Here is a 12,366-nt window from a genome sequence, read left to right on the forward strand (position 1 = left end):
CTTTTTAACAGCATGCATTCACTTTTTTAGGAAGCGTTTGACAACAGGCTTTTTATATTCGGTATTCTTCCGTAGGTACGCTAGGCCCGTCATAGGTCGGGTTGCAAATCAGGGGCGACAACACACAGCTTTCATAAAGTGAGGCAAATCCCTATAGCCGGCGCTGCACAACGCAATGAGTATCAGATGTGGAATATTGCTGCTATACCAACCTGGTAAGCAACTTGAGGATAATTCCGCCAAACTCGTCGGCATTATCAACAATTTTATTGATTTTTTCATTTTGATCGCCAGAACGCTTAATGATTTCCATCAACTCCGCAAGCTTCTTGACTTCAGCCGGTTCTGGAAAAAGTTTCTCAATTTCATCGTCCGATAAGCGAGTAATTACTGAAATCTTCCCTGCAAGCTTATTATCTGTTCTATCTCCCGCTTCATTAATGACCTGATCCAATTCCGCTTGAAATTTATCCCAGTCGATTGTCATCATCACACCTCATTTACGCAGTTTATCAAGAATCATTTTGATCTTTTCGCGATATTTCTCCGCGTCTTGCACACGGTCTTCAATACTGCGAGAAGCAACAACCAACTCGGATACAGCTTGATCGGTTTGGTTGACGAATTTATCGATATCCGTACTTGCCGCTCCGATCATGTCGAGGTAACGCTTTCTGTTTTCCTCGACTTTTGATGCGGACTGCAGAAAAGCGGTCAATGAATTATTAATCGCTCGCGCCTGATCATATTCCGATTTAAGTTTGCTTCGTATCACCGCTTCAAGCTCATCCAGCGGCTGAATCAGTTCAACACGCTTTTGATTAATTTTCACTTGAAGTTTGGGTCCGGTCAGCGTAATAAAGGTTAGGCGATCTTTTGCATCTTGCGACCGAACGACTTGCTTCCAAGTTGCATCGACTTTGGGGTCACTGAAAAATTCCTGGGCAAATATCGGCACCCATACTTCTTGCACAAAATCATCGACACGCAACCTTTTGTCACGAAAGAACTCTTGCAAAAGCCTGACATGCGCCGCTTCCAGCGAAGAAATCCGGGCGCCAAGCTGCGCCGAAAGCTCCGGAGCCTCAGATGGTATCGATGCACATCCCACCAATAACATCAGCATGATCGAAAGTATTTTCTGCTTCATGAACGCCTCCATAATCAATGGATCAAAACCTCAATAAATATTCTGAGGCAGAATATATCCTGTACCAAGAAATATTTTTTAAGATGCACAGATATTAATCTTTGCGCGAACTCGATCAGTTAATTATCGCTGAACCAATAAAATCAGGTTCGTTGATTTATAATCTCTCTCAAATATTATTTAAACTACTTCTCTGTTAAGGATATTGAATGGCTAATCTATCACAATCAATGAGACTCCCTCTATTTATTATAATATTAATGACTGTTTCGTATCCTGCATTGACTAACGAATCTCTTACCACTCCAGATTGTTGTCGGCAATCCGATGCGCAACACCCGAATCCAATCGAATTACCCACAGAAGCAATTCAACAACTTAAAATTGACGCGGGATTCGGCTGGGGGATTTTCAGTGGCACCATCTATAATGGCAATGATCATTATCATGTGACACAGTTGGTTGTCAGCATGACCCCGATCCATGATCATCATCAGATGCACATGCATGCAAATATGTCCCACGAAACGAAACAACACCAAATCAACCTGGAGCTGCCACCAATAACGAAAAGCGCCCTTTCCATGCCACTGACAGGTGACGATGCTCATGTGCATGATTTCAAGTGGGAAATCATCAGAGTGATGGGATACCAAGTACGCTAAACAATTAACATGATACAACTTATACAAGCAATTTCACAATTCATGCCATATCGGTAAAAGTGATTTCTATCATTTTTTTCACGACACAGTGTATGATCGTACGATACTGTATGCAGTAATTTTGCACCTCTTTCAAACTATATAATAATAAAGGCAAGTCATGGTTAGCGCATCCAACGTCAAAATAATGATCCTCGATGACGACACCTTCATGCTCAAACTCCTGACGCGCATGCTTGCCAAGCTGGGTTATGCTTCCGTCGTCACTTGCGATAACGGTTCGGATGCTCTGAGAAAAATCGACCACATCGACACCCGTCCGGATTTGATATTACTCGATTTAAACATGCCGGATATGGATGGCATCGAGTTTGTGCGTTACCTGGTAGATCGACAGTATCATGGCAAACTGATTCTAGTCAGTGGCGAAGACGAACGCATGCTCAAAACCGCTGAGAGACTGGTTCATGCACACAAAATATCCATGCTGGGTTACCTTCTCAAGCCTGTAGATCCTGAAAAATTATCTGAAATATTGCAACAATGGAAACCTGATTCTTCAGCCGGGCAGCAACCCAGTCAGAAAATTTACACTGCCGCGGATATTCAATCCGCCCTTGCGCATCATGAATTAGTCAATTATTACCAGCCCAAGGTATCGGTAGCGACGGGCGATGTTATCGGAGCGGAAACATTAGTGCGCTGGCATCACCCGAAAGATGGGATCATTTTGCCTGATCGGTTTATCCACATCGCAGAAGAAAATAATCTGATTGACGATTTGACGCACCAGGTTTTGCAGCAGGCTGTAGCTCAAGCCAAGCAGTGGCATCAAAACGGGCTAACATTACGGACTGGAATTAATGTTTCGATGGATAACCTGGCCTCACTGGATTTCCAGGATTTCGTTGTTAATCTGGTAACCGAAAGCGGCCTTCCACCACAAAAAATCGTACTCGAAGTCACAGAAAGCCAATTAATGGGATCCGATACGCGCATACCTCTGGAAATCCTGGCACGGCTACGTCTCAAAAGATTCCATTTATCGATTGACGATTTTGGTACCGGGCATTCATCATTAGCGCAATTACGCGATATTCCTTTCAATGAACTTAAAATCGACCAGAGCTTCGTGCACCGCGCATGTGAAGATGACACATTGCGCGCCATTTACGACGCCAGTTTATCGATGGGTAAGCAATTGGGCATGGATATCGTAGCGGAAGGCGTCGAGGATCGTAACGATTGGGAATTTTTGCGGCAAACAGGATGCGATATGGCTCAAGGTAATTTTATTTCCAGACCGTTGCTGCCTGATGACTTCTCCCGCTGGATGCACGAATGGCAAAACAAGGTACATACCGAATTGATCATCGCACCGGAATCTTCCTGATTCTTCGTCTCTGGAATTACAAAGCCCAGCATTTAATGTGGCGGCGTAAACACTTCATGTACTTGGCTGAACGATGCTCCAGGCGTCAAACCACCACTGATGACATGTAACCGGTCATTGACCACAGCTGCTCCCAATCCATGCCGGGCCGTCGGCATCGGCATCATCATCACCCAGCGATCCTCTTTTGGCAGATACATTTCATGAGTATTGAACGTGCCTTCACCGGATTCACCTCCCACCACGTAAATGCGTCCGTCGATCACACCGGCGGCAATGCCGCTACGTGCGGTCGGTAATTTGGCGCGCGCGTGCCATTGATTCGTGACGAAGTCATAAGCTTCGACCACATCCATATTTTTGCGGTAATTCAGGTCCGGACGTCCGCCAATGGCATAAATCTTATCGCTTGCAGTTACAACCGCCAAATGATCGCGTGCGGTCGGCATAGGTGCAGCAGAAGTCCAAACGTTGGTTTGCGGATCGAATACTTCTACAGCTGCGGAGTTGTTATCACCGTCATATCCGCCAACGGCATAGAGGCGACCTTGATGTACCGCCACACCCAATGCGCCGCGCGCAGTGGGCATGGATTTCAGTTCGCGCCAGGTTTGATTAACCGGATTAAATTGATATAGCGTGGCAACTGCGCGCCATACTGATAAACCGCCTTTAGTAAAGCCGCCAATCACATATAAATGGCCATTCAGGGCAGCAATTCCAGCATGATGCCGGCCTTCTGGCAGCGGCGTTGTTTCAGTCCAGGTATCGGTGGCGGGATCATAAACTTCCACCATGCGGCTGACGGCGAAATCCAGCACATTGCTCAGGCTCGGTTGACTGAATCCACCCACCACATAAATTTTTCCATCCAGCGCCGCGGCTGCAATTTCGGTGCGTTTCTCCAGTGTCGGCGCTGCATTATGCCAAATACCAGGATCAGCGGATTGCGCATGTACCAGTGCAGTTTTGCAAAAAACCAATAAGACAATCAGAAATTTTAATTTTGCCATGGGATGCTCCCTTATGATTGGCTAAATGATAATCGCAAGGATCAGGTTCTACCTTACACAACCTTTTCCAGATAATCAATCGTCAGACCGGAAGCCTTCGGTATGCCCAAATGTGACGGACAAGCTTTCACTTGACCAGTCAAACGATAGCCTCTGCGTTGATAAAACGCAATCAATTCAGGACGCTGCGACACTACGAACATGCTAAATTTGCGCACTTGCATCATGTTATAGGCAAAGGCCTCCGTATATTCAAGCATATATTTGCCAAGCCCTTGTTGTTGCAGACTGGGATGAACTGAGAGAAAACCGATGTATGCATGCTCTTTTTCTTTTGCCACATAAATACACGACACCAGCATGAATGATTGATAAGCAACAAAGAAACAGCTATCAGAGCGCGTCATGGCAGCTTCTATTTCCAGCCGATCGGTTCTGTCGCCCTGAATAATCGCAGCTTCTGTAGTCCATCCGACCTCTCCGCGATAGGTCTGATTGATTAGATCGCTAATAGCTTGCGCCTGGTGATAACCGGCCTTTTCAAGACGAAAAGTAGAAAAATCCATTCGACCGTACTCACTACTCTGAAATATAGTGCCGGATAAGTCTAGCCGATACCCAAGACGGGACTTTTAGTTAATGCGACCAGAACAATATACGCAAACACGCAAAGCGCGGCTATCCACGAGGTGATCCTGGCTTTGCGGGTTTTGCCAAAACGCATCGCTACCATACCCAGGCCAATATAAACCAGCAAGCCGAATACCTTCGCAGTCAGCCAAGCATGATCCAGCGGATTTTGCTGAATCACGACCGCCAGCAGAATGGCACTGATAAGTAATACCGTATCATTGATATGCGGCAGAATCTTGACCCAACGCTGATGTAGCTTTTGGGAATCCTGAATCAACCAGACCCCGCGAAAAAAGAATAATGAGAAACTTAAAATCACACTGCTGACATGAATCATTTTTAATACCGCATAATCCATTATCAATTCCCAGGAATCAGCCATCCATGGCTACCGGCCACGGCACCAGCTATGGTGATCAGGCTGAGTATCAATAAGGTCATATGCTTACGCTGAATTTTGGCGAACATCTCAGGAGCGATGTTTTTCTGTGCGGATACCGCAGCCTGGCGGCGGGAACGTGGCTCCATAACAAACAGCATTACGCTAAAAAACAGCCAGATTAACACCATGGCATGCATCCACCAATATTGCCATTGTACAAAGCGCTGCCAGACATCCAGTGCGTATACCATGTAAAAACCACTTAAACCAACGATCAATGTGGAAATCCGTGCTTGCGCGGCAAAACGCCGCCGGAAACGAGCAAAAATTTCCATTGCTTCCGTTGCCGATGACATGCGCGCGAGCAGCGGCAACAGCACCAACGTTACCATCGCCACGCCACCAATCCACAAAACCACGCCCAGTACATGCAATATCCGAGCAAGTATCAATTCATCCATAATGATTATTATCGTTCATAAACAAAACTATAGAGCACCAAAGATCATCATGTTTGATCGAAGTGCATCCATCTCTGTGCAATACATGCCTACATATAAACAAAGTCGTTGAAATGGAACGGATTTTCCGGTTACTCATTCTCCAAGACCCATTCTTCGGCTTCTTCATAATTATGAAATACTGCTACGTTGGCACTTACAAACAAATTAAAAACCCAAGTACCCCAAGTTTGCCATTCGTCATCCGTGACAACTGCTACCCGGTTAAACTCGTTGCCATGATCGCGCATGAACTTGATTTCTTCCCAGGCGACATCAACGGTGTAGTCGAGCATGTCGCGCCAATCAAACAAAAGATTTGCTTTACCATCAAAATGTTGCCGGTATAGAACCTGTTGCTCAAATTCACGATAATCGGTCAAGGTAAACTCACCAATAACCGCGACAATTACCAAATTACCCTTTTTTTGAATAGTAATCATAATTCCATTCCAAATGATAACAAGCTCATCATAGGCAATTAAACGAATTGGTGCAAATTTTGCCTGCTGGCAGACAATTACAGAGTTATTTTGAAGTGACAGCTGGCGTCAATTTAAAACCTAAGATACCGCTGAATAATCCACCCGCAACAATCAGCCCCATACCCAACCAGGCAACCGGTGATAAAATTTCATTCCAAAACCAAATTCCCCAAAGACTGGAAAACAATACCGTGCTATAACCCAATGACGATACCACCAAGGTAATACCTTGATGGTAAGCGCGCGTCATCGCCAATTGCGCCAGGGTTGCGGCCAGGCCGATCCCGAGCAACAACAGCAACCCATGTCCGGTGATGGGACTAAATGAGGTAAACAGCAGCCACACGCCCGTTAATACGGTGCTAATCAAGGTAAAATAGAATACTACATGCCATTCCGTTTCACCCAGATTACCTAGCTGCTTGACATTGATATATGCAATTGCCGCAAAAAAACCTGAAGCAATGCCCATTACACCCGAGAACCATTGATCATCAGGCACGGTAGGACGCAACAACAACATGACTCCCATAAAACCCAATATCACGGTTACAACCAGTGACCAGTGAATATGCTCTTTCAGAATCAGGGTGGAAAATAACGCAGCAAAAAGCGGCCAAGTATAATTCAGCGAAACGGCAGTGGCTAACGGCAACTGCGTTAAGCAGTAAAAAAACATCAGCAGACTGACCAGACCCGTTACTCCACGCCAGCAGTGAATCCGCCAATGTGGCGTGCGTATCGACAAGCGATAAAAACGAAGGATCAGGTAGGTTATCCAGGCACCAAACAACGATCGATAAAATACCAGCTCGGTGCTGGAAAAATAAGCAGCTCCGAGCTTAACCAGTACACCCATACCAGCAAACATAAATGCAGCGACCAGCATCCACATCGAGCGCATTAATCCGTCTTCCTTAAATATTATAATTACGAGTGAACAGCCATCAAAGATGGGGTTCGATCTCACGCCGCAGAAATTGATGAAAATGCTCCATTCCGGCTTCCATTGGCATTTGATAAGGCCCGGTTTCGCTAAGATTCTGAGCATATAATGCACGCCGGCCTGCGGTTATTGATCGACAGATTTCTTCATCCTCACGTGCGGTTTCTCTATAGGCGGCCTGTTCAGCCTCCACAAAATCGCGCTCGAATAAAACAATTTCTTCCGGATAATAGAACTCAATGATATTCATGCAACTTTCAATCCCGGTTGGCAATATCGTGCTAATGACCAGCGTATAGGGATACCACTCCACCATGATATTAGGAAAATACAACAACCATATGGCGCCATGTGACGGCATCTTTCCTTCAGTTTGCTGCAGCACTTGCTCATGCCATTTGGCATATACAGGGCTGCCTGGTTTCTGCAGGCGCGCGCTATCGATGGCTACGGTTTGTGCACTGTACCAACTGTCAAATTCCCAATTGAGTTTTTCGGTATTGACGAAATGACCCAGGCCCGGATGAAACGAATCAACATGGTAATCCTCCAAATAAACTTCTATAAAGGTCTTCCAGTTGCAATCATAGTGATCGACCTGCACATGATCCAGCAAGTAACCGGAAAAATCAAAGCCCTGAAGGACATCGGTACTTAGATTTGTCAAATCCCGCGACACATTGCGCTGACCGGAAAACAACAAGCCATTCCAGTTTTGCAACGATGTTTTTGCAAGATTGAGGCAGGGATTCTGATCAAAATGCGGTGCACCCAGCAGTTTTCCATCCAGTGCATACGTCCAGCGATGAATCGGACATACGATACTTTTGGTATTACTCCTACCATTCAGTAGCAGGGCTTGTCGATGCCGACAAACATTGGAAAGCAATTCAATCCCTTGTTCATTGCGCACCAGCACTCTAGCCTTCTCCATTCGTTCCGGTACATAATAATCTCCTATATTTGGCACCATTACTTCGTGACCCACGTATCCCGGCCCTTGATCAAAAAGGATATGTTTCTCAATTTCAAGAATTTTTGGATCCAGGTACCAGTCAATGGGGAGTTGCGCTGACATTCCAGTCAGTTGTGAGATCTCAGCCATATTTGACATATTAATACCCTATATTCTCCCTAGTAAAAAATTAGCGGCGAAAATACACGAAAAGACAAAAATTTGAAACCCGACGATGCAAGTAAGAAACGAAAAAACGATTGCTTGGCTATAATAGCAATCTTAATAGTAGAATATCAGCATCCGCTTTTTGTTGTAACAATCGCAAAGTGTAAATTGTACAAGATTGAATTTTTTAATTAATCAAAAAGAGAGCATCTTAATGAAATCCACACCCCCACTTAAAAAGAGTTCATGGATAATATTATTATCCACAGTGTTTGTTGCCGGGCTTGCCGCCTGTGACAGCAGTAACGAGAACACTGCTGCAACATCGGCATCTTCATCCTCCGCGTCGGCTACCAAAAGAAATATGCCCACTGGCCCGGCAGTCGGTATTTTAGTTGATTCTCCAGTCTCTGGAGTTACCTACAACGCTTCTTCAGGCAAATCGGGCACAACCGATGAGAAAGGTAATTTCAGCTTCAACCATGGCGACAAGATCGAATTCAAACTGGGCGGTTTGACACTGGGAAATATCCCGGGTTCACAAATCGTAACGCCGATTGAGCTGGCAGGAGATAGCAACAACAAATTACAAAATTTATTGATTCTATTGCAATCCCTTGATTCCGATAGAGATTTATCCAACGGCATTTCCATTTCACGCGAAACAGCCGCTGCTGTCAACGGATCCATTAATCTCGACAGTGATCCGCAAACATTTGCTGAATCCGCTAATTTAAAAAGTATCATGGAAGCTGGAAACATCGAAGGAGAAACCAGAACTCCCGAGGAAGCCCGCGATCACTTTATGTCACAGGGTGTCGCGCTGCTCAGTGCACAAATCTGGGTAAGCTATACCAATCAAACCGCCAGCGTACTGCGAGTGGCCGCCGATAACAGCGGGGAATATTTGCATGCCGAAGCCAGGCCGGATGATTCCTGTGACGAAAATCGCGTCTGCGGTGGACGTACCATATTTCAGGCAGGCGTCGAAGCAGGCATTGCCAATGCTATTGATTTTGATAATCGCGGATTCAAACTGGTTGGAAAACCCACTATCGATACTAATATCAAAGCCGGCTTATCTGATCCGGGACCAACTCGCAGGGTACGTACCGATGGTTTTGAATTGATATATTCTGACATCGTGACAGTACAAAGAGAGCGGGAAAAAACCAGCGTTTTTGGCGAACTCTTTCATATCGCCAAGCCAATCGAACTCAGCAACGAAAATGAAGTTGCAGAAAAAGAGGTCAAGGAAACACGTTTCGCAAAAATTGATAACGATGCAACCGGAATTATCGGAGCCTGGGCTTATGATGAAAATGCCATCAAAACTCAAACGCTGGTATTTTTTCCAAACGGTAAATTCCTGATGCTTGACCCAACGGGTGAAGCACAACGCGAAGATCAAGAGAAATGCGGAAAACCTGGTATCGAATTTGCATCTTATACCTACGACAAAGGAAACAACAAACTCATATTTTCAGGTTATACTTATAATACAAATGGTTGTGTCGGTTTCTCCGATGTGGAAGGCAGCACAAGCTTCGCGATCAGCTCCGACGGAGCAACGGCAAAATTAGAGAAATCCGGCGAAGCGCCCACTACACTGTATCGCGTTTCGAAATAATTTATTACTTCACTCTGGACAGTTACGCACTGGAATTAATTCAAAATCCGGTGAGTAACGTCCCCCAGTCGCGATAATTCCGGCTGCTTATGGTCATCATTCGCGTCGCCCTCAGCGTTCCTGTCGACACTCTGTTTGATTATCAAGCCGAAAATGCCAGCTCGCATGATATTGGTCTGCGTGTGTGCGTACCCTTTGGTAAAAAAAAGCTCACGGGCATTATTATGGCAATCGATACGGAGACCCAGGTTCCGATCGAGAAGCTTAAATCCGTTTACTGCATTTTCCGGGAAATTAATCCGCTCCCGCCAGCATTGCTGGATCTGTTTCAATTCTGCAGTCGGTATTATCATCATCCGCTCGGCATGGTGATCATGAACGGCTTGCCCGTACTGCTGCGCAATAATAAACCGGTTAAACTGAAAGATCCGGTACACCATCCATTGAGTCTCACGGATTCAGGCAGACTGATCGATATCACCATGATTTCTGCGCGCAACCGCGTGGCGCGGCGCTTGCTGACGGAATTTCAAAATGCAACCATACTGACTACCCAGCAAATTAAACAAATTTCGCCACGTGCCAGTAAGTTACTGATTGAATGGAAGCGACTCGGTTGGGTAGCCGAAAAACCGACAATCGAGACATCTCCATCCAAAACTGCAATCGTTCCCACCTTGACAGCCGATCAAGCCAATGCAGTAACAACCGTGACTGCGGAACTTGAACGATTCAATACCTGGTTGCTGCATGGGATAACCGGAAGCGGCAAGACCGAAGTATATTTGCGTCTCATCGAATCGGCTTTGTCACACGGCAAACAGACATTGGTGCTGATTCCAGAAATCAATTTAACACCTCAGCTGGAAGCAGTTTTTCGTGCACGCTTTCGTACCGTTTTATTGATCAATCTGCACAGCGGGCTCAACGACACGGAACGATTAACCGGTTGGCTGCAAGCCCAACGGGGTGAAGCTAAAATTATCCTAGGCACACGCCTGGCTGTTTTCACGCCACTATCCAAGCTGGGGCTGATCATCGTCGACGAAGAACACGACAGCTCATTCAAGCAACAAGATGGATTACGTTATTCCGCGCGTGACTTGGCGATTTTTCGCGCACGGGAAACAAATATTCCTGTGGTGCTGGGTTCCGCTACGCCGTCCCTGGAAAGTTATTTCAATGCGATCAATGGCCGTTACCAATATATTCGCCTAGCTTCTCGCGCAATGAAAAACGCCAAGCTGCCTTCAATTCAGTATATTGATACACGTATTCATAAACCGCAGGATGGACTCTCGGAACCGCTACTCAAATCATTGGAAAAATGTCTGACAAACAAATACCAAAGCCTGATTTTCATCAACCGGCGCGGCTATGCGCCGGTGCTGCTATGCAAATCCTGCACCTGGAGTGCGCTCTGTCAGCGCTGCTCCAGTCGTCTTGTGGTTCATTTACGCGATAAAAAATTATGCTGTCATCATTGCGGTCATGAAGAAAGCTTCCCGCGTGCTTGTCCGCAATGCGGCAATCAGGATATCGCACCGTTTGGTCAAGGTACGCAGCGTGTGGAAGAAGCGCTGCGAGCACATTTTCCATCAGCGCGAATTCTGCGCATCGACCGCGACAGCACACGCCGCAAGAATGCCTGGAAAGAAATTTTGCACGCCATTCATACCCATCAAGTAGATATTCTGATCGGCACCCAATTGCTAGCCAAAGGGCATGATTTTCCTAACTTATCACTGGTCGGTATTTTGAATGCCGACACCTCGCTCTATAGTACGGATTTTCGTGCCAGCGAACGTTTATTTGCGCAGCTCATGCAAGTTTCCGGTCGCGCAGGCCGGGCCAATGTTGCAGGACATGTGTTAATTCAAACCGGGTTTCCCGATCATCCTCTGTATCATGCGTTGCAACGGCACAATTATGATACCCTTGCGCAGGCACTGTTGATGGAAAGAAAAATAGCCGGATTTCCGCCTTATGTATATCAAGCACTTTTGCGTGCCGAAGCCCATAGCATCAAAATCGTGCTTAATTTTCTAAAGCAAGCCGCGCACTTGGCCAAACCTGCTCAAATGATAGAAATTTATGATCCAGTGCCTGCCCAGCTGTTGCGTTTAAAAGGAATGGAACGCGCATACTTACTCATACAATCGACTTCACGCAAACAATTACAGACATTTCTCGCTGGCTGGTATAGGCAAATAAATGCATTGCCTGTCCGCGAAGTACGCTGGGTACTGGATGTTGATCCAATTGAATTTTGATTTATAACGGACTTCTATCCTTGGCAAGCGCCCGATGAAATATTCTAGCAATCATGTGCGCCTTCACAAGACGATGACTTGCGAAGGTGAATGGTATTTCAGTAAACTTCGGGTTGTATTCGAGAAATTTGGCTGGCACTGAAAAAATAATCCCGCGAACCTGCGAATAAACT

Annotated in this window: 13 protein-coding genes; 4 read left to right on the forward strand and 9 right to left on the reverse strand. The window is 45.8% G+C overall.

The annotated features are described in order from the left end of the window. Positions 1-202 precede the first annotated feature (202 nt). Both C4S39_RS05725 and C4S39_RS05730 read right to left on the reverse strand, forming a co-directional pair. Positions 203-490, reverse strand: a complete 288-nt coding sequence (locus tag C4S39_RS05725) for a hypothetical protein (RefSeq protein ID WP_258039304.1) — start codon at positions 488-490, stop codon at positions 203-205. A gap of 6 nt (positions 491-496) precedes the next feature. Next, positions 497-1,150, reverse strand: coding sequence for a hypothetical protein (locus tag C4S39_RS05730; RefSeq protein ID WP_103966086.1), 654 nt, complete (start codon positions 1,148-1,150; stop codon positions 497-499). Positions 1,151-1,410: 260 nt separating this feature from the next. On the opposite strand from C4S39_RS05730, the gene C4S39_RS05735 reads away from it, so the two are divergent. Both C4S39_RS05735 and C4S39_RS05740 read left to right on the forward strand, forming a co-directional pair. Then, positions 1,411-1,815 carry a hypothetical protein gene (locus C4S39_RS05735; protein WP_258039305.1) on the forward strand — a complete coding sequence of 135 codons (405 nt, stop codon included), beginning with the start codon at positions 1,411-1,413 and terminating at the stop codon, positions 1,813-1,815. A gap of 160 nt (positions 1,816-1,975) precedes the next feature. Beyond that, complete coding sequence (locus C4S39_RS05740; RefSeq protein WP_103966088.1) at positions 1,976-3,208, forward strand: EAL domain-containing response regulator; 1,233 nt, start codon at positions 1,976-1,978, stop codon at positions 3,206-3,208. Positions 3,209-3,240: 32 nt separating this feature from the next. Here C4S39_RS05740 and C4S39_RS05745 read toward each other — a convergent pair whose 3' ends face one another. The 7 genes from C4S39_RS05745 to C4S39_RS05775 form a co-directional block, all read right to left on the reverse strand. Continuing rightward, positions 3,241-4,221, reverse strand: a complete 981-nt coding sequence (locus C4S39_RS05745; protein ID WP_103966089.1) for a Kelch repeat-containing protein — start codon at positions 4,219-4,221, stop codon at positions 3,241-3,243. Between the two features lie 53 nt (positions 4,222-4,274). Beyond that, entirely contained in the window at positions 4,275-4,787 is a 513-nt protein-coding gene (locus tag C4S39_RS05750; RefSeq protein ID WP_103966090.1) for a GNAT family N-acetyltransferase, read from the reverse strand. A 41-nt stretch (positions 4,788-4,828) separates the two neighbouring features. After that, the gene (locus C4S39_RS05755) at positions 4,829-5,236 is read right to left on the reverse strand and encodes a SirB2 family protein (RefSeq protein WP_374953014.1); all 408 of its coding nucleotides are present in this window, start codon (positions 5,234-5,236) and stop codon (positions 4,829-4,831) included. Further along, positions 5,215-5,697, reverse strand: a complete 483-nt coding sequence (locus tag C4S39_RS05760; RefSeq protein ID WP_103966092.1) for a hypothetical protein — start codon at positions 5,695-5,697, stop codon at positions 5,215-5,217. Before C4S39_RS05760 ends, C4S39_RS05755 begins: the two co-directional genes overlap by 22 nt. 131 nt (positions 5,698-5,828) lie before the next feature. After that, positions 5,829-6,179 (reverse strand): SpoIIAA family protein, encoded by a 351-nt coding sequence (locus tag C4S39_RS05765; protein ID WP_103966093.1) that lies wholly within the window; start codon positions 6,177-6,179, stop codon positions 5,829-5,831. An 85-nt stretch (positions 6,180-6,264) separates the two neighbouring features. Next, on the reverse strand, positions 6,265-7,125 hold the full coding sequence (locus tag C4S39_RS05770; RefSeq protein WP_103966094.1) for a DMT family transporter: 861 nt from the start codon (positions 7,123-7,125) through the stop codon (positions 6,265-6,267). 43 nt (positions 7,126-7,168) lie between these two features. Further along, positions 7,169-8,281, reverse strand: a complete 1,113-nt coding sequence (locus C4S39_RS05775; RefSeq protein WP_103966095.1) for an aromatic ring-hydroxylating oxygenase subunit alpha — start codon at positions 8,279-8,281, stop codon at positions 7,169-7,171. A 223-nt stretch (positions 8,282-8,504) separates the two neighbouring features. On the opposite strand from C4S39_RS05775, the gene C4S39_RS05780 reads away from it, so the two are divergent. Both C4S39_RS05780 and C4S39_RS05785 read left to right on the forward strand, forming a co-directional pair. Beyond that, the gene (locus C4S39_RS05780) at positions 8,505-9,920 is read left to right on the forward strand and encodes an adhesin (protein ID WP_103966096.1); all 1,416 of its coding nucleotides are present in this window, start codon (positions 8,505-8,507) and stop codon (positions 9,918-9,920) included. Positions 9,921-10,009: 89 nt separating this feature from the next. After that, positions 10,010-12,193: a primosomal protein N' gene (locus C4S39_RS05785; RefSeq protein WP_103966097.1), complete on the forward strand. Its 2,184-nt coding sequence runs from the start codon at positions 10,010-10,012 to the stop codon at positions 12,191-12,193. Positions 12,194-12,366: the final 173 nt, after the last annotated feature.

Origin of the sequence: Nitrosomonas ureae (assembly GCF_900108305.1) — a bacterium.
GTDB lineage: Bacteria > Pseudomonadota > Gammaproteobacteria > Burkholderiales > Nitrosomonadaceae > Nitrosomonas > Nitrosomonas ureae_B.

Excerpts from the sequence above, each read along its gene's own strand:
- C4S39_RS05725 (WP_258039304.1), bottom strand. The coding sequence starts at position 490 with ATGATGACAATCGACTGGGATAAATTTCAAGCGGAATTGGATCAGGTC.
- C4S39_RS05730 (WP_103966086.1), bottom strand. The coding sequence starts at position 1,150 with ATGAAGCAGAAAATACTTTCGATCATGCTGATGTTATTGGTGGGATGT.
- C4S39_RS05735 (WP_258039305.1), top strand. The coding sequence starts at position 1,411 with ATGACTGTTTCGTATCCTGCATTGACTAACGAATCTCTTACCACTCCA.
- C4S39_RS05740 (WP_103966088.1), top strand. The coding sequence starts at position 1,976 with ATGGTTAGCGCATCCAACGTCAAAATAATGATCCTCGATGACGACACC.
- C4S39_RS05745 (WP_103966089.1), bottom strand. The coding sequence starts at position 4,221 with ATGGCAAAATTAAAATTTCTGATTGTCTTATTGGTTTTTTGCAAAACT.
- C4S39_RS05750 (WP_103966090.1), bottom strand. The coding sequence starts at position 4,787 with ATGGATTTTTCTACTTTTCGTCTTGAAAAGGCCGGTTATCACCAGGCG.
- C4S39_RS05755 (WP_374953014.1), bottom strand. The coding sequence starts at position 5,236 with ATGGCTGATTCCTGGGAATTGATAATGGATTATGCGGTATTAAAAATG.
- C4S39_RS05760 (WP_103966092.1), bottom strand. The coding sequence starts at position 5,697 with ATGGATGAATTGATACTTGCTCGGATATTGCATGTACTGGGCGTGGTT.
- C4S39_RS05765 (WP_103966093.1), bottom strand. The coding sequence starts at position 6,179 with ATGATTACTATTCAAAAAAAGGGTAATTTGGTAATTGTCGCGGTTATT.
- C4S39_RS05770 (WP_103966094.1), bottom strand. The coding sequence starts at position 7,125 with ATGCGCTCGATGTGGATGCTGGTCGCTGCATTTATGTTTGCTGGTATG.
- C4S39_RS05775 (WP_103966095.1), bottom strand. The coding sequence starts at position 8,281 with ATGTCAAATATGGCTGAGATCTCACAACTGACTGGAATGTCAGCGCAA.
- C4S39_RS05780 (WP_103966096.1), top strand. The coding sequence starts at position 8,505 with ATGAAATCCACACCCCCACTTAAAAAGAGTTCATGGATAATATTATTA.
- C4S39_RS05785 (WP_103966097.1), top strand. The coding sequence starts at position 10,010 with ATGGTCATCATTCGCGTCGCCCTCAGCGTTCCTGTCGACACTCTGTTT.